This window comes from Neisseria gonorrhoeae (assembly GCF_003315235.1).
Classification (GTDB): Bacteria; Pseudomonadota; Gammaproteobacteria; order Burkholderiales; family Neisseriaceae; genus Neisseria; species Neisseria gonorrhoeae.
In genome coordinates, this window is the sequence record NZ_QNRU01000016.1 from 14,981 (window position 1) to 40,680 (window position 25,700).

Sequence of the window (25,700 nt, forward strand, 5' to 3'; positions counted from 1 at the left end):
GCGCCGAGGCTCAATTTATCGTCTGAAAATAGCTTCCGGCTGTTAAAATACGCAAAAAAATGATTTGCCTGCCTGTATGATCTACCATCGCATCGCTGTAAACGTGCCGCTTTCAGACGGCCTTTTGACTTATTCGCATTCCGAGCCGCTTCCTCCGGGAACGCGGGTGCTTGTGCCTTTTCGCAATAAAACTGTTGTCGGGATGGTGTGGGAAACGGATATTGCGCCCGATATGGATGCGGCGCGGATTTTGAGCGTTCAGACGGTCTTTGTGGAAGAAAAGCCGCTGTCTCAAAGCTGGCGTGATTTGTTGGCGTTTACGTCGCGTTATTACCACTATCCGACTGGGCAGGCTGTATTTGCCGCATTGCCGCAGGGTTTGAAGGAAACGCGCGCGGTGGAAATGCCGCAGCCGCCGTTGTTTTATGCTTTGAACGAAACGGGCAGGGCGCAAACGCCGCCGCCGGCTCGGTTCAACAAAAAAGCGGCTTTGTGGGACGCGCTGCTGTCGGGCGAAATGACGATGGCGGCGTTGAAACAGGCAAACGCGCAGGCGGCGAAATTGATTGAGGATTGGGCGGAGCAGGGCTGGATTGAAACGACGGAAGCGGCGAAACCTGTTTTAAGGCCGTACCGCGGGCAGGCTTCGCACTCTGAATTTGTATTAAATACCGACCAGCAGAAGGCTTCCGATGAAATTCAGACGGCATTGGGACGCTTCCGGTCGTTTCTGCTGTACGGCATTACCGGCAGCGGCAAGACCGAGGTGTATTTCGATGCGATGGCGAAAGTGTTGGCGCAGGGGCGACAGGTGTTGTTTCTGTTGCCCGAAATCAACCTCACGCCGCAGCTTTTAAAGCGGGTGGAAAACCGTTTTGCCGACGTGCCGACCGCCGTGTTGCACAGCCGGATGGCGGCAGGCAGGCGCACGCAGGATTATCTGCGCGCGATGTTGGGGCAGGCGAAGCTGGTGATCGGCACGCGGCTGGCGGTGTTTACGCCTTTGCCTGATGTCGGGCTGATTGTGGTCGATGAGGAACACGACGGCTCGTTCAAACAAGACAACGAATTGCGCTACCACGCCCGCGATTTGGCGGTGTGGCGGGCGAAGCAGGGCGGCTGTCCCGTCGTGTTGGGCAGTGCCACGCCCAGCTTGGAGAGTTGGCACAAGGCGCAAAGCGGCGCGTACCGCCTGCTGCAACTGACCGAACGCGCCCATGCTTCCGCGCAACTGCCACAAGTGGACATCCTCAACATAGGTCGTCTGAAACTCGATAACGGCTTCTCACCGCAAGCCTTGCAGCTTTTGAAACAGAACTTTGAAGCGGGCGGTATGTCGCTGGTGTACCTTAACCGGCGCGGCTTCGCGCCTGCGCTGTTTTGCGGCGACTGCGGCCATACCTTCGGCTGCCCGAACTGCTCCGCCAAAATGGTGCTGCACCAACGCGCCCGCCAACTGCGCTGCCACCACTGCGACCACCGCGAACCCATCCCGTTCAAATGTCCCGACTGCGGCAACCAAGACCTGACCGCCGTCGGACACGGTACGCAGCGCGTCGAAGAAACCCTGCGCGCCTTGCTGCCCAAGGCAGCCGTCGTCCGCGTCGATAGGGACAGTACGGCGCACAAAAACGACTGGGCAGATTTGTACCGCCGCATCGCCAACGACGAAATCGACATTCTGGTCGGCACGCAGATGCTTGCCAAAGGCCATGATTTCGCGCGGCTCAACCTCGTTATCGTGTTGAACGCCGACGGCAGCCTGTACAGCGCGGATTTCCGTGCGCCGGAAAGGCTGTTTGCCGAGCTGATGCAAGTGTCCGGCAGGGCGGGGCGCGCCGACAAACCCGGCAAGGTGCTGATACAGACCCAACTGCCCGAACACCCTGTCTTCGCCGCCGTCAAAGCGCAGGACTACGCCGTGTTTGCCGAAAACGAATTGAACGAACGGCAAATGTTCGCCATGCCGCCTTTCGGTTTTCAGACGGCCGTCCGTGCCGATGCGCCGCGTGTTGCCGATGCGATGGAATTTCTCAACGCCGCCAAAGAAACCCTCGCCCCGCTCTTGCCCGAAAGCGTCTCCCGGTTCGGTGCCGCCCCGATGCTGATGGTGCGCCTTGCCGAACGCGAACGTGCGCAAGTTTTCCTCGAATCAACATCCCGACAAGATTTGCACCGCGCCGTGAGTTTGTGGGTGCAGGTGTTGCAGCAGAACCGCGACGGCAAAATCCGATGGTCGGTGGATGTCGATCCGCAGGAGGCTTGATCATTGGCAATCCGATGCCGTCTGAAAACCGTTTCAGACGGCATTTTTATTCCGGATCGTCTGTAAACGCGTTCGCTCGAAAAATCGGTACGAACGTCAGCAGGTAAAGCATGAACACGGCGGCGGTCAGAATCTCGGGAACGGTGATGAAGAATATCGGATTCACGTTCATTAAAACAGCGCGCGAAACGGCGGAGGCGAAAAGGATGGAGACGGCGATGCGGCAGAGTTTCGGGTAGTCGAGTTTGGTAAAGCCGCTGTGCCACAGTCCGGCAGTCAGCCACACCATCATCACGCCACCCGTCATGCCGCCGAGGGTAATCAGGTGCAGGGGCGCGGAGGCGGGCAGGTTTTGCAGTTTCGCCGCGCCTGTCCACAGATAACCTGCGGCGGCAAAGAGCTGGAGCAGGTAATAAGTGCGGACGTAGTGTTTGCGTAAGAGTTCGTGATGGTGCAGTTCGCGCAGCTTGGCGAGCAGGATGAAGCCGACGGCAAGCGCAGTAAAACCGGCGGTTTGCGCGGGCAGCCAAAGTTCGGCGGCGGCGTGCAGCAGCAGGGTGATGGCGATGTTTTTATAGATAACGTTGGGGATGAATACGGGGTCTTTCAGACGGCATTCTTTCAGGGTTTCCGTGCCCAAAAGGACGCTGACGCGGACGGATACGAACATGACCGCCGCCATATTCAAATGCACTTGCGCGCGCAGTTAAGTTCAAATCGCCGCTGACGGCATAGGCCGTCTGAAAAACGGTGAATGCGGCGAGCAGCATTAAGAGGGCGAAGTTGTCGGTGTTGCGGTCGAGCCAAATCAGCCAGGCGCAGAACAGCAGCAACACCAGCCAATAGGCGGCGACGAAAAATGCGGCAAGTTGCGGTAAAAACGGCAATAAAACAGCCGCAACAAGCAACAACACCGCCATCAAAGTAGCGGCAGGTTTCAGGTTGCCTGAAAAACCCGTCCGGTCCAACAAAGCGGTAGTCAAAAAACCGCCGTATGCAGCCGGCAGCATAAGTTCCAAGAAAATTTGGCGGTGCAGGATGATAGCGCCGGGGTTGATGAAAAAACACCAACGCACCGAGTATGGCAAGTACTGCCGCACCGACGAAAAACGGGCGCATAGGGTGGGTAAAAAATTTATTCATCGCTTGGCTTGATTCTGTATGAAGATGCTTTCGGGTATGGATTTATTGGGCGGACAGGGTTGTATTTTTCGCCAAAGAGGCAAGCCTGCGGCTTGCTTGCCCTCTCCCTAGCCCTCTCCCACGGGGAGAGGGAATCGGGCTGTCAAACCCGAACATTTTCAGGTTTTACCTTCCATTTGATCCCCAATCCTTCGCCCTCTGATTTTCAGCAACCTGATCCCCTCTCCTGTGGGAGAGGGTTAGGGAGAGGGAAACGAACCGCAAGGTTTGTCAGATACTGAAATGCCCTTGTCATTCATATTATTGATATTATTGTTCGAATTGTATTATTTTCAATAATAATAAATAACCCTAAACCAATATAAATAACAGCCATTATCCAACGACTAAACTTCTCTACAATTTCACCAACACCTGAAATATTAGCCAATCTTTGTGCTGTATATACTAAAACAAAAATCAATATTAAAAATACAAGAAGAGTAACTAATAAGTCGACAAGATCTAAAGTCACAAAGTAAGGAACAAAAAGTCCAATATTATCTGCACCACAACTAGCAACTGTAACCAAAGCAACAATACCGACTAATTTTGACAACCCTTTTTCATCCAATTCTTTTTTAGCTCTTTTTTCGCCCTCACAATCGTCGTAAATAGCAACTTTAATACCTAAGTAAATCGGTATTAAACCTAATAAACCCAACACCCATTTTTCCGGAACATAATTCAAAACAAAAGCTAGAAATAAACTAACTAATATTAAAATTACAGAACCTAAATATTGTCCGATATAAATATCTCGATATTCTTTTCTAGTATTTGCTCTAGCAAAAAATATTAATAGTATTACCAACAAATCTACTGCTGTAGCAATATATAAAACAGCAGCAGTAATCACAGTCGAAAACATAAAGCACCTCATAATGAATCCCCTGCCCCCTTGGCACCACGGCTTTTTCAAAAACCGAATCGCGTTCGGATAACAGATTCGTATCTTTCGCTAAAGAGGCAAGCCTGAGGCTTGCTAACCCTCTCCCCGTGGGAGAGGGTTAGGGAGAGGGCAACGAACCGTAAGGTTTGTCAGACACTCAAATCCCCTCATCACTCATAATAATGAATCCCCTGAAACTCCCTTGCCACCACGACTTCTTCAAAAGCCGAATCGCGTTCGGACAGCGGCGTGGGCAGGGTTATCACGTTTTGCACGTTCATGCCCTTAGCGGAAAGCAGCATAATTTCATGGCTCAGGCGCGCGGCTTCGAAGCGGTCGTGCGTTACCAGTATACACGCCATGCCCTGCCGCTCGATTTTTTCCACCAGCATAGCAACCAAAATATCGCGCAAATCGCGGTCCAAACCGACAAACGGTTCGTCCAGCAAGGCTAGGTCGCAGCCGCACAGCAGCAGGCGCAAAAACGCCACCCGTTTCGCCATGCCGCCGGACAATTCGGTCGGATATTTGTTCAAATCGCCCGCAGTCAGCCCGACTTTCGCCGCCAGCGCGACGATTTCGCCTTCGTCTGGGTTGTCCATAAAAATCGCGATATTCTGCATCGCGGTCAGGTTTTCCGGCAGGCGGTTTTCCTGAAACAGAAAACCCGTTTTGTGGAAAGTATTACGTATCGTGCCCGATTTCGGCGTTTCCAAGCCCGCAATCAGCCGTAAAACCGTCGTCTTGCCACAGCCGCTCGGCCCGAACAAGGCTTTCACTTCGCCCTGTTGCAGGTTCAAACTGAAATCGCGCACGATGGGGTCGCGGAGAATTTCAAAACGCACGTTTTCAAGACAGAGCATCATCTCCTCCACGGCATAAACAAAATTTACAAAGGCTTGGTAATCAGGTATTCAAACAGCGACACAAATACCATGACCAACACCACATAAGCCATTACCGTCGAAGTCTACAGCATTGCCCTCGCGTCCGCAATCCGCGCGCCCACGCCTTTGCTCGCGCCTAAGAGTTCCGCCATGATCACCGCCTTCACCCCCATCGCCACCGCCACGCCGACGCTGGAAATCACATAGCCCGTCAGATGCGGGATATACAGATAGCGGATTTTTTTCAGACGGCCTAATTTATAAGCGTCAAACAACTCCTCATGCTGCTTGTTCACGCTCGCCATTCCGACCGCCGCACTCGCAAACGTCAGCGGCGCAACCAACACAATGATGGTAAACAACACGCTCGGATTGCCGAACCCGAACCAAAACAACGCCATCACCACCCAAATAATCGGCGGCATTGCTAACAAAATCGTAATCACAGGCTTAAGCAACGCCATCGCCGTCTTAAAACTGCCCGCCACCAGCCCCGCCGCCAATCCTGCTATCAAAGCAACCGAAATACCCACTACCGACCGCCACAGCGAAATCCCGATTTCATTTTCCTGAAAATGTTTCAATAAATCCAAAGATTTTTGAAACACCTCTACCGGCGCAGGCAGCATAAACTCGCCGAACACGGCACTGCCCCACGCCCACAACGCCACCACCACCATCGCCACGCTCAGACCGGCAAAGCCGCTCCAAAGGTAGTCGATGATGTAAAACAGCGCAGGCTGCGGTTTGCGGATTTTGTCGGTTTTAATCATGGTTTGGTTGATGGGGATGGTTTGGAAAGGATAGCCTTAGCTTGGAATTTTAGTATTTTCGTTGGGTTATGGTTGTGATTAAGCCAACCTATTCTTACTATTTTTAATACTTAAAAAGCTATTGGATTTAAGCATTCTTTCTTCAGAAACTAAAGTTCCTACTACATTTTCAATTTCATCCCATGTCATATTTTCCCTATATTTATCTTCATTCATAGCATTACCACCCTATCAAATAGTTATAAAATTTCATTATTAAACAACCCCGCCACATACCTCACACTTCGATCCCGTTTCCCCAGTAAGCGTAGGTTGGGTCATGACCCAACATTTCAGGCAATCCGACGGCTCTTTGTGTACTGTTCGAACTATTATCTGATAGGCCGTCTGAAAAGAGTAGGTCGGATACTTGTATCCGACAGCCCCGTTTAGCCGAAATGTCGGATTCAAGAATCCGACCCACGCCGCTGACAATGCCTTAATAGGCCGTCTGAAAAATGATAAATCAGGTATTCACAACCACCCTACCCTTTTCAGACGGCCTCTTTCCCTTTAAGCCAAGAAGAACCCGTTATCCGGCAGCTTGCCGCCCAAAAGTTCCGGGTTGAACTGCATCAGGATTTCGTAAAACTTCAAAATCTCGTTTTTCACTTCGCTGCCTTTGCTTACCGTCAGCCGTGCGCCGTCCAAGCCCATGACTAGGGCGGGTTCGGGGGCGGGTAGGTAGTTTTTGCCGATTTTCGCCGCGTTTTGGCGGTTGGCCAATATCCAGTTGAGCGCGTTTTTCAAATCTTGATGGAAGATGTCGAACTGCGCCTTGTGTGCGTGGAAATATTCTTCGTTGGCGATGATACCTGCCATCGGAATCAGCGGTTTGGTGTCAAACGCCTGCCCCCATGCTTTTACCAAATCAAAACCGTGCACGACGTTTATACCTATGGTTTTGCCTTTCAGTAGGCTGGCGGTTGCCATCGGTTCGGGCAGGATGACGGCATGGTAACCTTTACTTGGAAATAGTCCGACTGCTTCGGGCGGTGTGGCAGCGTAGGTAATGCTGACTTTGTGTGCGTCGATTTTCAGTTTTTTCAACAAGGCTTGCAGCACGATGTCGGGCATATCGTTTTTAAACGGCACGAGGATTTTTTTGCCGACCAAATCCTGCGGCGAGGCAATCGCGCTGCCTTTGCAGACCAACTGCGTGATGCCGTTGGTCAAAATATTCACCATGCCGACTTTCTGCCCTTGGTTGCGCAGGTTTACGCCGACATTGCTCGGACTCATCATCACTTTAAATTGCCCGCTTGCCACGCCCGCGCGCAGTTGGTCGGGCGAACGCCAGATTTTCAGCGACACGTCCGCCTGTTTCGCCAGTTTACCTTGCAACGCCGTTACGGCAATGGTAACGCTGGGCATTGCCGGTGCGCCGTACACGGTAAATTGCTCTTTACCGGCAGTAAGCAGAGAAGGCGAAACGCCTGCGGCTGCCAGCGCGGCGGTCATTTTTAAGAAATCGCGTCTTTTCATATCCATTTTTTATCTCCTAATTCTTAATAAGCCAATGCAGGTATTTTTCAGACGGCATGGTTTTAAAATGCCGCATGCAAACTCAACCAATATGTCCTGCCCGGTGCATACACTACGCTGGGGGATAGGGCGAGGACGTGGTCGCCGCTGATGTATTCGACGTATTTTTTGTTGAATACGTTGTTCACGCCCAAGCGCAAGCCGTATTTGTCTTTGATGTTTACGCCTGCGTACACGTCGGCAACGGTAAAGCCTTTGGCGGCTTCGCGTTTGTCTATGCCCAGACCGCTTGCCATATCAAAATCACCGCGCGTTTGTTTGGCGACAAAGCGTGTTGCCGCGCCGATGTTGTAGCTGCCGTGGGCAAAGTAGTTTTTGTAGTCGGCTTGGACGGCGGCTTCAAACGGACGGATTTGATAGGGCGGCCTGCCGTCGGTTTCGTTGTGTCCGTAGTTGTAGGCGGCTTTGATGCCTGCCGCCCAATGTGGATTGAAGTTGTAACGCGCGTAGGCCTGCGCGGTAAACAATCGTGCGTCCACGTTGCGTGTGATGATGCCGCCGTCTTTGGAAGCTGTGCCGCTTTGTCCGTGTGCGCGGTCAAAAATAATCAGGTCTTTGACTTTGTCCGCCACAAGCGTGCCGCCCACGTTCCAGCCCGCGCCTGCGAGCGAGTTCATGTAGCCGTTGTAGTAGTCGTTGCGGCTGTCGGCGGTGAGCCTGATGCGGTTGTGTTTTTCAGTTTTCAGCAGGGGGATTGCCTGCAATGGCGGCGGCTGGATTTTGGTTCATCAGCATGCCGCTCATACGGTTTTGCACGATGGCAGCAAGCGAGTTGAAGCGTTCGGTGTTGTCGCCGATGCGTTCCAAATGCGCGAGGGAAACGCTGTATTTTTGCGTTTCAGACGGCGTGAAATCGTATTTGAGTTCGCCCGACAAAGCATGACGGCGCACTTTGCCGTTGAAGTCGTAGCCGTAATGGGTTTTCCAGATTTGTTGTGATGAGGCGAAGGGGAAACCGGGTTTTATTGGGTTTTCAGGCTGTGCCGTATTTTTGCGAATGTCCGCTTCGTTGAGTTCGTAGCTTAAGCCCAAGCCCAAGCCCAGTTTGTGTCGGTCGTCAAACTTGTAAGATAAGGTATCGGCAATGCACCAGCGGTCGATGTGCACATCGGCGAAACGGTAGCCGTTGAGGAAATCGCACATGGCAGTGTGGGTGTTGCGTTCGCCGTTTTGGCTGTCGTTGCGGTAGCTGACGGCTGCCGTGTTGTGGAATTTGCCGAAATCCGCATCGTGTTTGAGCGAGAAATCATACACTTTGCGGTCAAGTTCTACGAACACTTGCTGCGGCGTGTTGTTTGGTCGCAAGGAGTAATTGTCGGCATGGCGTTTGAGTTTGATGACGCCTGCTTCCGCGCTGACCGTATTGCTCAAATCGGCATTGCCCCAACGCACGTTGAGTTTGGAGATGTGGCGTTCGGTGTCCAATGCGTCGTTGACGACCTGCGGCTGGCGGTCGTTGTTGATGTCGTCGTGCAGATAAGTGAGGCGGTATTCTTGATTTTCAGACGGCACGAAACCGAGTACCAAAGCCTGATTGAAGCGGCTGTATTTCCAATCGGTGTCGCGCCCACCGCCATCTTTGTAGCCGTTTGCCTTGGTGCGATTGAGGTTGGCTACGCCGTATACCTTCGCCCCGAGTGCTTGCGCGGTAACGGAGTTGTAAAAGCTTTTGCCGTAAAAACTGCTGTTTGCCTTCAGCGGACGGAAGGCTTGGTCTATGTTTTCGGTAACAAAGTAATAATCGCTGCGGTCGGAGCGGTCGAATTGGTTTTCGGGGAAATAGCCTTGTGCGGCGGTCGGTGCAATCGGTTTGGGCGGGGAGAAGGTTTTGACGGGTTGTATTTCTTCAGTATTTGCCGGTTGTTCTGCCCAAGATGGCGCAACGGAAAAAACGGTCATCAAAGCCCATGTGAGAGTATTTAGTTTCATTTCTTAGCTCATGATAATAATTATTATTTATTATCTTATTAAAAAATTTAAGTAAATAAGAAAATGATATGAAAAATTTCCAGATAACCGATGCAACAGTTGGAACTTGGGCTTGGGAATATCACGGTAGATGAATTTGGAATCTCTGTCATGCTATTGTCTTTTATCTCAATTGAAAAAAACGCGAACCGAATGGTTCGCGTTTTTTTCAGACGGCATCAATTATTTTTTGTCGTCTTTTACTTCTTCAAAGTCGGCATCTACGACATCATCGTCTTTCTTTGCAGAAGCATTGGCTTGTGCGCCCTCGCCGGCTTGGGCTTCGGCTTGCGCTTGCGCGTAAACCATTTCGCCCAGTTTTTGGCTGGCTGTGCCCAGTGCTTCGGCTTTGGCATCGATGGCGGTTTTGTCGTCGCCTTTCACGGCTTCTTCGGCTTCTTTCAGCGCGGCTTCGATTTTTTCTTTCTCGGCAGCGTCGAGTTTGTCGCCGTAGTCCGCCAAAGATTTTTTCACGGAGTGAATCAGGGCTTCGGCTTGGTTGCGGGAAGCGACCAATTCAGTCAGCTTTTTATCTTCCTCGGCATTGGCTTCGGCATCTTTCACCATACGTTCGATTTCTTCTTCGCTCAAACCTGAAGAACCTTGGATGGTAATGTTGGCCGCTTTGCCAGTGCCTTTGTCTTTGGCGGAAACGTGCAAGATACCATTGGCGTCGATGTCGAAAGTAACTTCAATTTGCGGCATACCGCGTGGTGCGGGTGCGATGTCGCCCAAGTTGAATTGACCTAAAGATTTGTTGGCAGAAGCGCGTTCGCGTTCGCCTTGCAGTACGTGGATGGTTACTGCGCTTTGGTTGTCTTCGGCAGTAGAGAACACTTGAGACGCTTTAGTCGGAATAGTAGTGTTCTTTTGAATCAGCTTGGTCATCACACCACCCATGGTTTCGATACCCAAGGACAGAGGGGTTACGTCCAGCAGCAATACGTCGCTGCGGCCGCCGCTCAATACTTCGCCTTGAATCGCTGCACCTACGGCAACGGCTTCGTCAGGGTTCACGTCTTTGCGCGGTTCTTTGCCGAAGAAGTCTTTAACGGCTTCTTGTACTTTCGGCATACGGGACTGACCGCCGACCAAAATCACGTCGTCGATGTCGCCGGTGCTCAAGCCGGCATCTTTCAATGCGGTGCGGCAAGGCTCGATAGAGCGGGCAATCAGGTCTTCAACCAGGCTCTCGAATTTGGCGCGGGTAATTTTCATTGCCAAGTGTTTCGGGCCGGTTGCGTCCATGGTAATGTACGGCAGGTTGATTTCGGTTTGCTGGCCGCTGGACAATTCGATTTTGGCTTTTTCGGCAGCTTCTTTCAGACGTTGCAGAGCCATTACGTCTTGTTTCAAATCAATGCCTTGTTCTTTTTTAAACTCGTCAATGATGTAGTCAATCAAGCGTTGGTCGAAGTCTTCACCGCCCAAGAAAGTATCGCCGTTGGTAGCCAATACTTCAAATTGTTTGTCGCCGTCGAGGTTGGCGATTTCGATGATGGAAATATCGAAGGTACCGCCGCCCAAGTCATATACGGCTATTTTGCGGTCTTTGTTGTCGCCTTTGTCCATACCGAATGCCAAAGCGGCTGCGGTCGGCTCGTTGATGATGCGTTTTACGTCCAAACCGGCGATACGGCCTGCGTCTTTGGTGGCTTGACGTTGGCTGTCGTTGAAGTAGGCAGGGACGGTAATCACGGCTTCGGTTACTTTTTCGCCCAAGTAAGCTTCGGCGGCTTCTTTCATTTTACGCAGGACTTCTGCGGAAATTTGAGGAGGAGACAGCTCTTTGCCTTGTGCTTTTACCCATGCGTCGCCGTTGTCGGCTTTGATGATTTCGAAAGGCATAGATTCGATGTCGCGTTGGACTTCTTTGTCTTCAAATTTGTGACCGATCAAACGTTTGGCGGCGTAAATAGTGTTTTTGGCGTTGGTTACCGCTTGGCGTTTGGCAGGCGCGCCGACGAGGATTTCGCCGCCGTCCAAATAAGCGATAATGGACGGCGTGGTGCGTGCGCCTTCTGCGTTTTCGATGACTTTGGTTTGACCGTTTTCGGAAATGGCCAAACAAGAGTTGGTTGTACCTAAGTCGATACCGATTACTTTTGCCATGTGGATACTCCTATTTGATTTTGCTTATTTTGAGAAATATGTTGGAACATTTTGTCCCGATGGGCTGTAAATAGGGCGGGCGGCGGGCTGTTTCAAGCTACAGCATGGCTATAAGTATATAACTTTATGAATATATTGGTTTTATATTTGATTTAATACATTTGGCTCCAATGCATTCAAGCATAATGTTTCAAATGGCAGGCAGGTTTATTCATAGACGACGCCGGCGAGCATTTCCTGTTCGTTCAAGTTGCCGTACTCTTTTTCCCAGTCGTGTGAAGACTCGATGATGTCGCATTCTTTGGAAAGGGAGACTTGTTCTGTATCCATATCTTTGGCGTTCAGCATGTTGAATTGTTCGCACAGGGATGCGGATAAAGTGATGTCGGGCTGTTTGGCTTCAGAACGGTTTTCTTGGAAGGCAAAGCAGAATGAGGTAAATGCCGCAGTATAGATAAGATATTTGCTGGTTTTCTTCATTTTTCTATCCTTTTTCTGTCAATTCGGGATTAAACCTATGGAAAATCTGAAAAATTATGTATTGGATAAGAAAAATCATAATTTAAATTTAGTTTATCATAGTTATTCCGTTTTTGGGATAGCTAATGTAAAATATATTTCATGTTTACTTTAGATGATTGAATGAAGGGGAGCGGAAGGATATTTATGGAAACCTTTAAAGACAGACTGGTTTTTTTATGGAAAAGTGAAGCGAGGCAGGCAAAAATCGCATCCGATATTGAAATGACGATTGCGGGCTTCAGCAGAATATGGAATGAAGGCGGTCTGCCGAAGTCTGAAACATTGAAAAAAATTAAGCAGTTGAAGGGGTGTAGTATCGATTGGCTGCTGACAGGGGAGGGTAATCCGTTTCCGGATGAAGCCCCAAAAAAATCCCTTGCTTACGATACCTTGGGAAATGAAGTTGATACGGACGAGTTTGTCTTTGTGCCGAGATATGATATTCGGGCGGCTGCGGGATACGGGCAGTTTGTCGGTCATGAGGAACCGGTATTTACAATGGCGTTCAGACGGCATTGGATTGAGAATTATGTTACCCGAGATACGAAAAACCTGTCTGTAATTTCCGTCAAGGGGGATTCGATGGAGGGGGTTTTGAATGACGGAGATTCGATTTTGGTCAATCATGGGGAAAATACGCCGAGAGACGGACTGTATGTGTTGCGGATTAATGAAAATCTGTTGGTCAAACGCCTGCAAATCGTCCCCGGCGGGATTATCAATGTCATTTCCGCCAACGAGGCTTATCCTGCTTTTGAAATCAATTTGAACGACTTGACCGATGATGTGGAGATTATCGGGCGTGTCGAGTGGTTCGGCAGGACGGTTTGAGTTTGGGGCTTGAAATTGCAGGCGGTCAAACTTATCTATTGGGACAATTCCTTTTTCAAAGGCGAAGCCCTGCTTGCCTTTGAAGGGGGGTTGAGAGAGAATGCAGAAAATATTATATTAAGGAATAACACCATGTCGGACGAAAGCCCTATTATTTTTACTGACAGCTGCTGTGCCAAAGTTGCCGATTTGATTGCCGAAGAAAACAATCCCGATTTGAAATTGCGGGTTTTTGTCAACGGCGGCGGCTGTTCGGGTTTCCAGTACGGATTTACTTTTGACGAAATCAAAAACGACGACGATTTTGAAATTGAGAAAAACGGTTTGGTCTTTTTGGTCGATCCGATGAGCTATCAATATCTGGTCGGTGCGGAAATCGACTATACGGAAAGTCTGCAGGGTTCGCAGTTCGTCATCCGCAATCCGAATGCGGAAACAACCTGCGGTTGCGGATCGTCGTTTTCCGTGTGACCGGCTGGTTTGTGTTATGCCGTCTGAACGTTCGGACGGCATTTTTACTTTTGGAAAATATATTATCGGGATGAATTTACATATAATCCGATTGCTTGAAGATGAATCGGGTTTCCCGAAAGGAACGGGCGGAACGGTATCAGGCGTATTTGTTCCCTTATGATTGAGATGAGTAAAGATTACCGAAACGATTTGTACGATGTATATGTTTCCTACCCGCCCCAAGTGGATCGCGGGCTTATCCGGGAGTGCCTTAAGGAGAATCTCGGCGAAGAAAAGGCGGAAGGATTGATCGAATCGCTCGATTCCAAACCGCAAGTGCTGGTTGAGGAAAAATGCACTTGGGCGAAACGGGAAGAGTTGCATGATTATTTCAGCTATTTGGGTTTGGATATTATTACCCGTATATGGAGTTGGAAACGGTCGTGCCGCCGGAGGAGGGGGAGGGCGAAGGAGGAGGCGCGGATGGGGAAATGCCCGAATATCTTGAACTTCACGGCGGGCGGGAAGATGATATTTCCGCATCTTCGCAACCCGAGCCGCCGCCCCGCAATATCAAACCGCTGGTTTTCGGGTTGCTGATTGCCTTTTTGGGCTATCTGCTCGGTAAGATTTTTTGATTGTCCGATAAATGCTGTATTCGGGATTTTATATATGAAATGGTTGAAACGCCTGACGGTCATTGTCGGGACTTTTTACCGCTATCGGCTGGCAGGTCTGTGCGTTTCGCTGATGGGTAGCGGTTGGATATGCGCTCTGCTGAAAATGATGCCGCAGTCGTCCAAATTGAAAAACGAACCGCCTGCCGTCCGTCTGCGCCTTGCCTTGGAAAGCCTGGGGCCGATTTTCATCAAGTTCGGGCAGGTTTTGTCCACACGCCCCGATTTGATTCCGCACGATTACGCCGTCGAACTGGCAAAGCTGCAAGACAAAGTGCCGCCTTTTGACGCGCGGCTTTCGCGTGAACAAATCGAAAAATCGCTGGGTCAGCCCATCGAAAAGCTGTATGCGGAATTTGAAACCGAGCCCGTCGCCAGCGCGTCCATCGCCCAAGTACACAAAGCCCGCCTGCATTCGGGCGAACGAGTGGCGGTCAAAGTTTTGCGCCCCAACCTCTTGCCCCTTATCGAACAAGACTTGTCGCTGATGCGTTTCGGCGCGGCTTGGGTCGAACGCTTGTTTTCAGACGGCAAGCGTCTGAAGCCGCGCGAAGTGGTGGCGGAGTTCGACAAATACCTGCACGACGAATTGGATTTGATGCGCGAAGCCGCCAATGCAGGACAACTCGGGCGCAATTTCCAAAACAGCAATATGCTGATTGTGCCCAAGGTGTTTTACGACTACTGCACAAGCGACGTGCTGACGATTGAATGGATGGACGGCACGCCGGTTTCCGACATCGCCAAACTCAAAGCAGACGGCATCGATTTGCACAAACTTGCCGATTACGGCGTGGAAATCTTTTTCACGCAAGTTTTCCGCGACGGCTTTTTCCACGCGGATATGCACCCCGGCAATATTTTGGTTGCCGCCGACAACCGCTATATCGCCCTTGATTTCGGCATCGTCGGTACGCTGACCGATTACGACAAACGCTATCTCGCCATCAATTTCCTCGCCTTTTTCAACCGCGATTACCGACGTGTCGCCACCGCCCACGTCGAATCGGGCTGGGTGCCTGCCGACACGCGTGCGGAAGAGTTGGAAGCGGCGGTTCGCGCCGTGTGCGAGCCTGTGTTCAACAAACCGATTTCGCAGATTTCCTTCGGCTTGGTACTGATGCGCCTGTTTGAAGTCAGCCGCCGCTTCAATGTCGAAATCCAGCCGCAGCTGGTATTGCTGCAAAAAACGCTGCTCAACATCGAAGGCTTGGGCCGCCAACTCGATCCCGATTTGGACTTGTGGAAAACCGCCAAACCGTTTTTGGTAAAATGGATGAACGGGCAGGTCGGTCCCAAAGCCCTTTGGCGCAACCTCAAAAACGAAGCCCCAGACTGGGCGCAAATCATCCCTTCCCTGCCGCGCAAAATCAATGCCTTGGTCGATGAGGCGCGCCGGCAGGAAATGCGCGATGCCTATATCCATTTGGTCAAAGTGCAGCAGCGGCAAAGCCTGTGGCTGGCAGCGATAGCGGTTGTTTTGCTGCTGATTTTGCTTTTGAAATAGGCTTTGTCCGAATCATTGCCCGACTCCGCCCGTTTACAAGGAAACCGGTTATTTCCGGTTGCGTGGGAATCGGGCGTATCGAATAAAAGGCATTTTGTCCGACTGATAAGTGCCGGCATCGGCGGCATATTAAGGCGCAGGCTTGAAGCGGGCAATGCCGTCTGAAGCCCGTTTGGCGTTTCAGACGGCATTGGTGCGGATATTCAAATCATAAAGTCGATTTCGGCAAACTGGATATTTTGATCCATATCCGCCGACGGGGTTTTGAGCGATCGCGCCACGGGTTTGGCGGGTACGCCGACAACCGTGATGGACGGCGGCACGTCTGAAACCACGACGCTGCCCGCGCCGATTTTGGCATTGCTGCCGATGCGGATATTGCCCAATATCGAGGCGTTTGCGCCGATCATCACGCCGTCGCCGATTTTGGGGTGGCGGTCGCCGCCTTCTTTGCCCGAACCGCCGAGCGTTACGCCGTGCAAAATCGAAATATTGTTGCCCAACACGGCGGTTTCTCCGGCAACAAAGCCGGTGGCGTGGTCGAGCATCAGCCCGTATCCTAAACGGGCGGCGGGATGGATGTCCACGCCGAATACTTCGGACATACGGTTTTGTAGGAAATACGCCAGCGTTTTGCGTCCGTCGAGATACAGCCGGTGGTTGATGCGGTGTGCCTGAATCGCGTGGAAGCCTTTGAAATATAAAAGCGGCAGCGAATATTCGTCGCAGGCGGGATCGCGTTCGTAGATGGCTTTTAAGTCTGCTTCGACACATTTGCTGATTTGGGTGTCGCTGCCCAATGCCTGCTGGTAAATTTCAAACAGCGCGCGCACGTCCATAATCGGGCTGCCGAGTTTGCTGGAAAGGTGGTAGGCAAGGACGGAGCCGAGGGACTCGTGGCGCAACACGGTTTGGTGCAAAAAACTTGCCAGCATCGGTTCGGCGGCGGCAGCGGCCGCGGTTTCTTCGCGGATGGTGTGCCAGAGGTCGAAACCGGTTGTGTTCAAATGGTTTTTTTTCATAATGGATGCCGTCTGAAAAGCATAAGGTCGGCGGTATCTTACCGTTTATATGGTTTTTGCGGTAGGGTATTCGGCGGCGGATGTGAAATTTCCTGCCTTTGCTTGAAGTTTCTTGAAAATGTCCTTATCTTGCTCGGGTAATAACCGGATTTTGATTTCCAATTTGTTTTGAGGGATACGATATGAGCGAACAGACACAGCAGCAAAACAGTGAAGAAGCGGTTGAAAATGTGGAGGCGGTGGAAACCGTCGAGACAGTAGGAAATGCGGACGGTGTACAGGAACAGGCTGCCGCCGAGCCGGCTTATGAGGATTTGCAGGCGCGGATTGCCGAGCTGGAAGCGCAGTTGAAAGACGAACAACTGCGCGCTTTGGCAAACGAGCAAAACCTGCGCCGCCGCCACCAGCAGGAAATTGCCGATACGCACAAGTTCGCCGGACAGAAGTTTGCCGTGGAAATGTTGCCGGTCAAGGATTATCTGGAAATGGCGCTTTTGGATCAGAGCGGTAATTTCGATGCGCTGAAAATGGGTGTGCAGATGACTTTGAATGAGTTGCAGAAGGCGTTTGATGCCACGCAAATCAAGGAAATCAATCCTAAAGCGGGCGATAAGCTCGATCCGAATATCCATCAGGCGATGCAGGCGGTGGCCAGTGAGCAGGAACCCAATACCGTGGTTGGTGTGATGAAGAAGGGTTATACCCTGTCCGACCGTGTGTTGCGCCCGGCTATGGTTACGGTGGCACGGAAGGAAGCCTGAAGGCGTCTGGGGAATAATCTGATTTATTTCCTGAAGCGCGTTTTGCGTATAAACCGATCGAAGTAAAGCGGCAATGCCGTCTGAACCCGCCGGCCGGGCTTCAGGCGGCATTTTGTTTCGGCGTTAACGGTCAACCCGTATGCCGCCTGCCTGTTTTTCTTCATCCAGCTTTTTTTGCAGGGTGTCGCAAGGTGTGTCGCAGTCGCACATTTTTTTCATACCTAAAGCGGTAATGCCGCCGCAACTGCCTTTGATGGTGCGTTTGGAGAAAATATAGCCGACCGCCATACCGATGATGACGGTCAGGAAGATGCCGAAGGTGAGGAGCAGGGTTTTCATGGTGTTTCCTAATCGGTTTGTATGTTTAGCGGAGCAGCTTGGCAAATTCGGAAGACATGGCGGTGCGGTAGCCGTCCTTATCCCGGACAATTAGGAAAACAGCGAGTTTTTCTTGTTCTGCCAGCCTTAAGGCTTCGGTTTGGCCTAAAACAAATAATCCTGTGGATAAACCGTCCGCCGTCATTGCACTGTCTGAGACCACGCTGATGGAGGCGAGGTTGTGGCTGATGGGTCGTTTGTTGTTGGGATTGATGATGTGGGAGAGGCGTTTGCCGTTTTTATCGACGTGGAAAATACGGTAATCGCCGGAAGTGGCAAGCGAACGGTTGTTCAGCGGGACGATAATCTGCGTATTGCCGCCTTGGATGATATTGGGTTGCTCTATACCGATGCGCCACGGTTCGCCGTGCGCATTTTTGCCTTTGCCGTGCAACTCGCCGCCGATTTCGACCAGATAATTTTGAATGCCGTATTTTTCCAGTTCGCCCGCAACTTTATCAACGCCGAAGCCTTTGGCAATCGAAGATAAATCCAAATAGGCTTTGGGGTGGGTTTTGCTCAAGGAAGCGTAATCTTTGCCTTGTTGCAAAATGATTTTGTCTATGCCCGTATAAGATGCCGCCTGTTTGATTTGTTCCGGCGACGGTTCACGGGTAACGGATTTGTCGGGGCCGAACCCCCAAAGGTTGACCAAAGGGCCGACGGTTACGTCCAGTGCGCCGTGAGTCAGGCGGTTCAGGCGGACGGCTTCGGCGGTAACGTGTGCGAAATCGCTTGAAATGCGGAGGGGCTTGCCGGCTGTGTGTTGGTTGAACCGGCTGATTTCGGAATCGGTCTGGTAGGTGGACATCTGCCGGTTGACTTCTTTAAGCGCATCATCAATGCGCTTTTGTATTTTGGCAGGGGAGGGGAGTTTGTCCCGATTATTTGAAAGGTATTTGACGGTATAGGTCGTACCCATCGTTTTGCCTTGCAGGGTAACGGTTTGCGCGGTTTGTTCCGAACAGGCGTTCAGGAAGATGAAACCCAGGGCAAATATCAAGGCGCGGATAAGGTTCGGCAGGCGTGTTTCAGACGGCATAGTGTTTGACGGTTTTGGCAAATGGCTTGAATTATATCGCAAAACGGCCGGTATGTTTCTATGCCGATGCCGTTTGAAGGGCGTTCGGGCGGCATCGCCCGTCGTTTGGGTGGCGGTAATAAAAAACAAACCGGTGTTTTACAAACCGGTTTGTCAGGGTTTAATGGTCAGCGCGTCCTGCGTTGCCATTTGTTGTAGTAGTATTCGTAATCTTCATCACGACCGCCCGATTCAATCCAATCATCGTATTCGGGGCTGTTTTCAAAGCTGTCAGACATTATCCGTACCTCGTAAAATGGGTTGATCGATACTTTTTTAGTTATGGAATCAACCATAACTAAAAAGAAGTATACTTCTTTGTTTTTTCGTCAAAATATTTAGCCGCACATCCGCCGCAGGGTAAAAAAACGATATTGATACGGGTATGGGCGGATGCCGTCTGAAGGGTGTTCGGACGGCATCGGATAAAAAAGGAAGAAACCGGGGTTTCTTCCTTTTGTGTTTGAAGCCGAATATTTAACCGCCGAAATCGTCCAAGAGGATGTTTTCGTCTTCCACGCCCAAGTCTTTGAGCATTTTGATGACGGACTGGTTCATAATCGGCGGGCCGCACATATAAAATTCGCAGTCTTCCGGTGCTTCGTGGTTTTTCAGGTGGTTTTCGTAAACCACGTTGTGGATGAAGCCCGTGTAGCCGTCCCAGTTGTCTTCAGGCAATGGGTCGGACAGGGCGACGTGCCAAGTGAAGTTCGGGAATTCTGCCGCGAGTTGGTCGAAGTCTTCGACATAGAACATTTCGCGTTTGGAGCGTGCGCCGTACCAGAAGGTGATTTTGCGTTTGGAGTGCAAACGTTTCAACTGGTCGAAAATGTGGGAACGCATCGGGGCCATACCCGCACCGCCGCCGATAAATACCATTTCGGCATCGGTGTCTTTGGCGAAAAATTCGCCGAACGGGCCGGAAATCGTAACTTTGTCGCCGGGTTTGAGCGACCAGATGTAGGACGACATTTGTCCCGGAGGCGCATCGGGTACGCGCGGGGGAGGCGTGGCGATACGCACGTTCAGCATAATGATGCCTTTTTCTTCAGGATACGAAGCCATAGAGTAGGCGCGCAAAATCGGCTCGTCCACTTTGGAAACGTATTGCCACAGATTGTATTTGTCCCAGTCTTCGTGATATTCCTTGGGAATGTCGAAGTCTTTGTAGGCAACGGTGTGCGGCGGGGCTTCGATTTGAATGTAGCCGCCGGCGCGGAAAGGAACTTCTTCGCCTTCGGGAATGGCAAGCTTGAGTTCTTTAATGAACGTTGCTTTGTTGTCGTTGGAAATGACGGTGCATTCCCATTTTTTCACGCCGAACACTTCTTCGGGTACTTCGATGTCCATGTCGGTTTTGACATTGACTTGGCAGGACAAACGGCAGCCTTCGCGTGCTTCGCGTTTGCTGATGTGGGACAGCTCGGTCGGCAGAATGTCGCCGCCGCCGCTTTTCACGACAACGCGGCATTGTCCGCACGAACCGCCGCCACCGCAGGCGGAGGGGACAAAGATGCCTTGGCTGGCAAGCGCGCCCAAGAGTTTGCCGCCGGCGGGCATAGTCAGTTCTTTTTCATCATTGACTTTGATGGTGATGTCGCCTTCGCTGACCAACTTGGATTTGGCAAACAGAATCATCAGTGCCAAAGCTAAGACGATGACGGTAAACATCACGATACCTAAAATAATCTCCATACCGGTCCCTTTCTTATAACTGGATGCCGGAGAACGACATAAACGCCATTGCCATCAGGCCGGCGGCGATAAAGGTAATGCCCAAGCCTTTGAGGCCTTTGGGAGCGTCCGAATATTTCATTTTTTCGGTAATGCCCGCCAAAGCGACAATCGCCAACATCCAGCCCAAACCCGCGCCGAAGCCGTACACGACGGACTCGCCGAAGTCGTATTCGCGTTGCGCCATAAACGATACGGCGCCGAAAATCGCGCAGTTTACGGTAATCAGAGGCAGGTAGATGCCCAGCGCGTTATAGAGGGCGGGGACGAATTTGTCCAAGAACATTTCCAAAATCTGCACCAAAGCGGCAATCACGCCGATAAAGGTGATGAATTTCAAAAAGGTCAAATCCACGCCTTCGACAATCGCGCCGTCTTTGAGCAGCGAGTAAACCAATTGGTTGGCGGGGACGGACAGCCCGAGTACGAAAATTACCGCCACACCCAAACCGAATGCGGTGGATACTTTTTTGGATACCGCCAAAAACGTACACATACCCAAAAAGAAGGATAGCGCCATATTTTCAATGAAGACGGATTTGATGAAGAGGCTCAAATAGTGTTCCATAGCTTATTCCTCCGCCTGTTCGGGTTTCCAAGTACGCAGTCCCCAAATCAAAAAGCCGATGATGAAGAACGCGCTGGGGGCGAGTAGGAAGAGGCCGTTGGTCTGATACCAGCCGCCGTCCTGTACGGTTTGAAAGACGGTATAACCTAAAAGTTTGCCTGAGCCGATCAGTTCGCGGACGGTGGCGACGACAAGCAGCATCATCCCGTAGCCCGCACCGTTGCCGATGCCGTCGATCAGGCTTTCCAGCGGCGGCTCTTTCATCGCAAATGCTTCGGCACGGCCCATCACTATACAGTTGGTAATAATCAGGCCGACGAATACGGAAAGCTGCTTGGACAATTCGTAGGCAAATGCCTGAAGCAGTTGGTCGACCAGCGTAACCAGCGACGCGATAATCGCCATTTGCACGATGATGCGGATGCTGTTGGGGATGTAGTTGCGCACCAGCGAAATGAAGAAGCTGGAAAAACCGGTTACCAAAGCTACGGAAATACCCATTACGATGGCCGTCTGAAGTTTGGTGGTAACCGCCAAAGCCGAACAAATACCCAAAACCTGCAAGGCAATCGGGTTGTTGTCGATAAAGGGTGAGAACATCAAATGTTTCAAGCGTTTCATATCAGCCATTATTGCACTCCTGCTGATTTCAATTTGTTCAGGTAGGGGATATAGCCGTTTTCGCCGAACCAGTAGGCGAACGAACCTTGCACGCCTTTGGAAGTCAGCGACGCGCCGGAGAGGGCGTCTACGCCGTGTTCTTTGTCCGAACCCGCGCCTTTGCCCACGTGCAGGGCGAGTTTGCCTTGTCCGTCAAACAATTTTTTGCCGACGAATTTTTGCTGCCACAAAGGATTGCCGATTTCGCCGCCCAAGCCCGGGGTTTCGCCTTGTTCGTAGTAGGTAATGCCGTTGATGGTGTTGCCGTCGGGTCGGATGGCGACGAAGCCGTACATCACCGACCACAAACCGTTGCCGTGCATCGGCAGGATGATTTGCCCGATTTTGCCGTCTTCGCCTTTTACCAAATAAACCTCGGTGTATTTGGCGCGGCTTTTGATGCCTGCCAAATCGTCTTCAGGTTTGATGCGGATGCTTTGCGCGGGGTCTTTGCCTGCGATGCGCGCGCTGAAGTCTTTCGGCGCGTCTTTCACATATTCGCCGGTCGCCAAATCGACCACGCGTTGCTCGATACGCTCGGCAAAGGTTTTACCGATGTCGGTGTCCTTATCCATCAAACCGGCCACGCTCAAAATATAGCCTTGTTTGTCTTGGAGTTTTTGTTTTTCTTGGATGGGTTTCAAGCCGACGACCGCACCGGCAACGATGACCGAGCAAATCAGGCTGACCGCCAACACGACAATCAGCGTGCCGCTGAAGCTGTCTTTATCGAATTTCTTAGCCATTGCTGCGCGCCTTTCTGCGTTTGATGTTCGCTTGTGCGACGAAATAGTCGAAAATCGGGGCAAACAGGTTGGCAAACAGAATCGCCAACATCATGCCTTCGGGGTAAGCCGGATTGGCCACGCGGATTAACACGCACATTACGCCGATAAGCGCGCCGTACCACCATTTGCCGACATTGGTAAAGGAAGCGGAAACGGGGTCGGTCGCCATAAACAGCATACCGATGGCGAAGCCGCCGACCACCAAGTGCCAGTACCAAGGCATAGCAAACATAGCGTTGGTGTCAGAACCGATGAAGTTAAACAGCGAAGACATCGCAATCATACCGATCATCACGCCGGCAATAATGCGCCAAGAAGCGATGCGGGCAAACACGATAAACGCGCCGCCGATTAAGAGTGCCAAAGTGGAGACTTCGCCGATGGAGCCGGGCAGTTTGCCGATAAACGCGTCCATCCAAGTGATGGTTTGACCGGTTACGGCGTTTTTCAGGCCGTCTGCACCGTGTGCCGCCCATTGCGCCAGCGCGGTTGCGCCGGAATAGCCGTCAACCGCCGTCCAAACCGCATCGCCGCTCAAGTTGGCGGGGTAGGCGAAGAACAGGAAGGCGCGGCCTGCCAGCGCAGGGTTCATGAAGTTTTTACCTGTACCGCCGAATACTTCTTTCGCAACCACAACGCCGAAAGAAATACCCAAAGCCGCCTGCCACAGCGGCAGCGTGGGCGGAACGATTAAGGCAAACAGAATCGAAGTAACGAAGAAACCTTCGTTGATTTCGTGTTTGCGTACGGATGCGAACAAGACTTCCCAGAAGCCGCCCACAATAAATACGGTCGCGTAAATCGGCAGGAAGTAAATCGCGCCGAACAGCATTTTGCCCAACACGCCCGCTTCAGGCGACATATTGATGCCCAAAGCGTTGGCAAGGGCGTAATGCCAGTCGTTGGCGATGCTTTGTTGCAGCAAATCGGGCGTTAAGGCACCGAATGCCTGTGCGCCGACGTTGTACATGCCGTAAAACATGGCGGGGAACAAAGCCAGCCACACCAAAATCATCATGCGTTTGGAGTCGAGCGCGTCGCGGACGTGCGCCGCTTTGCGCGTTACCGCGCCGGATGTATAGAAAATCGTCGCCGCAGCTTCATAGAGGGCATACCATTTTTCATGTTTGCCGCCCGGCAGGAAGTGCGGTTCGATTTTTTCCAGAAAATGTTTTAAGCCCATAATCAGCCTTCCTTCTCAATGGTTTCCAGCACTTTGCGCAACAGCGGGCCGTATTCGTATTTGCCCGGGCAGACGAAGCTGCACAAAGCGAGGTCTTCTTCGTCCAATTCCAAGCAACCCAAAGCCTGCGCGCTGTCGGTATCGCCGACGATTAAATCGCGCAAAAGCAAGGTAGGCAGGATGTCCAACGGCATTACGCGCTCATAAGTGCCGATCGGTACCATGGCGCGGTCGCCGCCGTTGACGGCTGTCGTGAACTTGAAGAGTTTGTTTTTTAGGAAATGGCCGAGAGTGGTGCGCGTGATGGAGTATTTGTCCGGCTGCGGCGCAACCCAGCCGAACAGCTCTTTGCTGCGGCCTTCTTCGATAACGGAAATCTGATTGTGGTAGCGTCCCAAATAATCATGCGCGCCTTGTGCAATCGCACCGTTCAATACCGAACCGGAAATCACGCGGTTGTCCGCGTCAACCAATTCGCCGGCGGTAAGTTGAGACACCTTCGCACCCAAAACGGTACGCAAGAGGCGCGGTTTGTTGACTTGCAGGCCGCCCAAGGCAACCACGCGCTCGGTATTCAGACGGCCTGTTACGAACAAACGTCCGATGGCAATCACGTCTTGATAATTGATGGTCCACACGGTTTTATTCGCGCCGACTGGCTCGATGAAATGAATGTGCGTGCCACTCAAGCCGGCAGGATGCGGGCCGCCAAATTCATGTGTTTCGATATTGGCAGCATTTTCAGACGGCACGTCTGCGCCTGCTGCTTTACACACATGGATTTTACGTTCGGTCAGGCGGCTCAATACCAACAGGCCGCGTTTGAAGTCTTCGGCGGCTTCTTTGATGATGACCGTAGGGTCGGCAGCCAGCGGATTGGTGTCCATCGCATTGACGAAGATGGCGAACGGCTCGGCATCTACGGCAGGGATTTTGCTGAACGGACGGGTGCGAAGCGCAGTCCATAAGCCTGATTGAATCAGGTTGCGGCGCACTTTTTCGCTGCTCAATTTTGCCAGCGCTTCAGGTACGTAGCGTTCGAACTCGATTTCGTCGTTGCCTTCAACGGCAATCACGACTGACTGAAGTACGCGCTTTTCGCCACGGTGAATAGCGGCGATTTTGCCTGAAGCCGGCGCAGTAAATACTACGCCCGGATTCTTTTTGTCTTCAAACAGCACTTGGCCTTTTTTGACGGCTTCACCTTCCTTGATTTTCATCGAGGGGCGCATGCCGACATATTCTTCGCCAAGCAACGCGACTTCGGTAATGGCCGGGCCGTCATAAATGACTTGCTCCGGTCTGCCCGCGATGGGCAGATTTAGACCTTTTTTGATTTTAATCATAGATTTGCATTACTTGTGATGGTTAAGGTAAAAACGGCGTGTTTTTGATACCGTGTCGCGTGGCATCAAAAGCATTGAATAAATTAATGTAGCAAAGTGTTAGATTTTATCAGGAATTGTACCTGTTTGTCAGATTTGCCGCTTTTTTCCTTGCGGAAGCCGTTTTTAATTGTCGGAAGGGGGATATTGATTTGATAAGGGTCTGTACTAGATTAGCAGATATGTTACCCTCGAAATATGAAGATAACACACTGCAAATTAAAGAAAGAAGTACAAAAAGAACCGCTCCGTTCTTTTGTACCGGAAGTTACCGCCCGTTCTGCAGCCGATATTTTGGGTATCCATCCCGATTCGGCGGCACTGTTTTACCGTAAAATCCGCACGGTTACCAACCATCGTTTGGCCTTGGCTGCCGATGAGGTTTTCGAGTGCCCCGCCGGGCCGGGCGGAAGCTATTTCGGCGGACGGCGTAAAGGCAGACGCGGTCGCGGCGCGGCAGGAAAAGCGGTTGTCTTCGGCATTCCG

Annotated in this window: 21 protein-coding genes and 5 pseudogenes; 8 read left to right on the forward strand and 18 right to left on the reverse strand. The window is 51.5% G+C overall.

Annotated elements, in window-relative coordinates; all coding sequences use genetic code 11:
• Positions 1–76: 76 nt before the first annotated feature.
• Positions 77–2,266 (forward strand): primosomal protein N', encoded by a 2,190-nt coding sequence (locus DFR77_RS07815; RefSeq protein WP_003698802.1) that lies wholly within the window; start codon positions 77–79, stop codon positions 2,264–2,266.
• A 46-nt stretch (positions 2,267–2,312) separates the two neighbouring features.
• Here the strand turns inward: DFR77_RS07815 and DFR77_RS13800 are convergent.
• The 9 genes and pseudogenes from DFR77_RS13800 to DFR77_RS07855 form a co-directional block, all read right to left on the reverse strand.
• Positions 2,313–3,409: pseudogene (locus DFR77_RS13800) on the reverse strand (NnrS family protein).
• A gap of 295 nt (positions 3,410–3,704) precedes the next feature.
• Positions 3,705–4,319: a CadD family cadmium resistance transporter gene (locus DFR77_RS07825; RefSeq protein WP_003703682.1), complete on the reverse strand. Its 615-nt coding sequence runs from the start codon at positions 4,317–4,319 to the stop codon at positions 3,705–3,707.
• 191 nt (positions 4,320–4,510) lie between these two features.
• Positions 4,511–5,203: an ATP-binding cassette domain-containing protein gene (locus DFR77_RS07830; RefSeq protein ID WP_003689290.1), complete on the reverse strand. Its 693-nt coding sequence runs from the start codon at positions 5,201–5,203 to the stop codon at positions 4,511–4,513.
• 26 nt (positions 5,204–5,229) lie between these two features.
• Positions 5,230–6,000, reverse strand: a pseudogene (locus tag DFR77_RS07835) (ABC transporter permease).
• 78 nt (positions 6,001–6,078) lie between these two features.
• Entirely contained in the window at positions 6,079–6,216 is a 138-nt protein-coding gene (locus DFR77_RS13375; RefSeq protein WP_153707873.1) for a hypothetical protein, read from the reverse strand.
• Between the two features lie 336 nt (positions 6,217–6,552).
• The gene (locus tag DFR77_RS07840) at positions 6,553–7,530 is read right to left on the reverse strand and encodes an ABC transporter substrate-binding protein (protein WP_003698799.1); all 978 of its coding nucleotides are present in this window, start codon (positions 7,528–7,530) and stop codon (positions 6,553–6,555) included.
• A gap of 56 nt (positions 7,531–7,586) precedes the next feature.
• Positions 7,587–9,513: pseudogene (locus DFR77_RS07845) on the reverse strand (TonB-dependent receptor).
• 222 nt (positions 9,514–9,735) lie between these two features.
• Positions 9,736–11,664, reverse strand: coding sequence for a molecular chaperone DnaK (gene dnaK / locus DFR77_RS07850; protein WP_003689283.1), 1,929 nt, complete (start codon positions 11,662–11,664; stop codon positions 9,736–9,738).
• A 207-nt stretch (positions 11,665–11,871) separates the two neighbouring features.
• Positions 11,872–12,144 (reverse strand): hypothetical protein, encoded by a 273-nt coding sequence (locus DFR77_RS07855; protein WP_003689282.1) that lies wholly within the window; start codon positions 12,142–12,144, stop codon positions 11,872–11,874.
• Positions 12,145–12,330: 186 nt separating this feature from the next.
• Here DFR77_RS07855 and DFR77_RS07860 point away from each other — a divergent pair, with 186 nt between their 5' ends.
• The 5 genes and pseudogenes from DFR77_RS07860 (at position 12,331) to ubiB (ending at position 15,654) form a co-directional block, all read left to right on the forward strand.
• Positions 12,331–13,017 (forward strand): S24 family peptidase, encoded by a 687-nt coding sequence (locus DFR77_RS07860; protein ID WP_003689281.1) that lies wholly within the window; start codon positions 12,331–12,333, stop codon positions 13,015–13,017.
• Positions 13,018–13,149: 132 nt separating this feature from the next.
• A complete protein-coding gene (erpA, locus tag DFR77_RS07865) occupies positions 13,150–13,488 on the forward strand; it encodes an iron-sulfur cluster insertion protein ErpA (protein WP_002219692.1) in 339 nt (112 codons plus the stop codon).
• Between the two features lie 16 nt (positions 13,489–13,504).
• Positions 13,505–13,651 carry a hypothetical protein gene (locus DFR77_RS13380; protein WP_003703690.1) on the forward strand — a complete coding sequence of 49 codons (147 nt, stop codon included), beginning with the start codon at positions 13,505–13,507 and terminating at the stop codon, positions 13,649–13,651.
• Positions 13,648–14,108: pseudogene (locus tag DFR77_RS14140) on the forward strand (peptidase). Before DFR77_RS13380 ends, DFR77_RS14140 begins: the two are co-directional and overlap by 4 nt.
• Positions 14,109–14,142: 34 nt before the next feature.
• Positions 14,143–15,654 carry a ubiquinone biosynthesis regulatory protein kinase UbiB gene (ubiB, locus tag DFR77_RS07880; protein WP_003689279.1) on the forward strand — a complete coding sequence of 504 codons (1,512 nt, stop codon included), beginning with the start codon at positions 14,143–14,145 and terminating at the stop codon, positions 15,652–15,654.
• Between the two features lie 203 nt (positions 15,655–15,857).
• On the opposite strand, the gene cysE is transcribed toward ubiB, so the two are convergent.
• Entirely contained in the window at positions 15,858–16,676 is an 819-nt protein-coding gene (cysE, locus tag DFR77_RS07885) for a serine O-acetyltransferase (protein ID WP_003689278.1), read from the reverse strand.
• A 182-nt stretch (positions 16,677–16,858) separates the two neighbouring features.
• Here cysE and grpE point away from each other — a divergent pair, with 182 nt between their 5' ends.
• The gene (grpE, locus tag DFR77_RS07895; RefSeq protein WP_003689277.1) at positions 16,859–17,437 is read left to right on the forward strand and encodes a nucleotide exchange factor GrpE; all 579 of its coding nucleotides are present in this window, start codon (positions 16,859–16,861) and stop codon (positions 17,435–17,437) included.
• A 123-nt stretch (positions 17,438–17,560) separates the two neighbouring features.
• Here the strand turns inward: grpE and nqrM are convergent, their stop codons facing one another.
• The 8 genes from nqrM to DFR77_RS07935 all read right to left on the reverse strand — a co-directional run bounded on the left by nqrM (position 17,561) and on the right by DFR77_RS07935 (position 25,175).
• Complete coding sequence (gene nqrM, locus DFR77_RS07900) at positions 17,561–17,776, reverse strand: (Na+)-NQR maturation NqrM (protein ID WP_002214367.1); 216 nt, start codon at positions 17,774–17,776, stop codon at positions 17,561–17,563.
• 25 nt (positions 17,777–17,801) lie between these two features.
• Positions 17,802–18,857 (reverse strand): FAD:protein FMN transferase, encoded by a 1,056-nt coding sequence (locus DFR77_RS07905; protein WP_113852088.1) that lies wholly within the window; start codon positions 18,855–18,857, stop codon positions 17,802–17,804.
• Positions 18,858–19,373: 516 nt separating this feature from the next.
• Positions 19,374–20,591, reverse strand: a complete 1,218-nt coding sequence (nqrF, locus tag DFR77_RS07910) for an NADH:ubiquinone reductase (Na(+)-transporting) subunit F (protein ID WP_003693696.1) — start codon at positions 20,589–20,591, stop codon at positions 19,374–19,376.
• A 13-nt stretch (positions 20,592–20,604) separates the two neighbouring features.
• Positions 20,605–21,198, reverse strand: a complete 594-nt coding sequence (gene nqrE, locus DFR77_RS07915) for an NADH:ubiquinone reductase (Na(+)-transporting) subunit E (protein ID WP_003689273.1) — start codon at positions 21,196–21,198, stop codon at positions 20,605–20,607.
• A gap of 3 nt (positions 21,199–21,201) precedes the next feature.
• Positions 21,202–21,828, reverse strand: coding sequence for an NADH:ubiquinone reductase (Na(+)-transporting) subunit D (locus DFR77_RS07920; RefSeq protein WP_002214361.1), 627 nt, complete (start codon positions 21,826–21,828; stop codon positions 21,202–21,204).
• Positions 21,828–22,604, reverse strand: coding sequence for a Na(+)-translocating NADH-quinone reductase subunit C (locus DFR77_RS07925; RefSeq protein WP_003689271.1), 777 nt, complete (start codon positions 22,602–22,604; stop codon positions 21,828–21,830). The genes DFR77_RS07920 and DFR77_RS07925 overlap by 1 nt, the downstream gene beginning before the upstream one ends.
• Positions 22,597–23,829, reverse strand: a complete 1,233-nt coding sequence (locus DFR77_RS07930; protein ID WP_003689269.1) for an NADH:ubiquinone reductase (Na(+)-transporting) subunit B — start codon at positions 23,827–23,829, stop codon at positions 22,597–22,599. Before DFR77_RS07930 ends, DFR77_RS07925 begins: the two co-directional genes overlap by 8 nt.
• 2 nt (positions 23,830–23,831) lie before the next feature.
• A complete protein-coding gene (locus tag DFR77_RS07935; protein ID WP_003689268.1) occupies positions 23,832–25,175 on the reverse strand; it encodes a Na(+)-translocating NADH-quinone reductase subunit A in 1,344 nt (447 codons plus the stop codon).
• Positions 25,176–25,412: 237 nt separating this feature from the next.
• Here DFR77_RS07935 and DFR77_RS07940 point away from each other — a divergent pair.
• Positions 25,413–25,700 (forward strand): annotated as a pseudogene (locus DFR77_RS07940) (IS1595 family transposase); the annotation flags it as partial.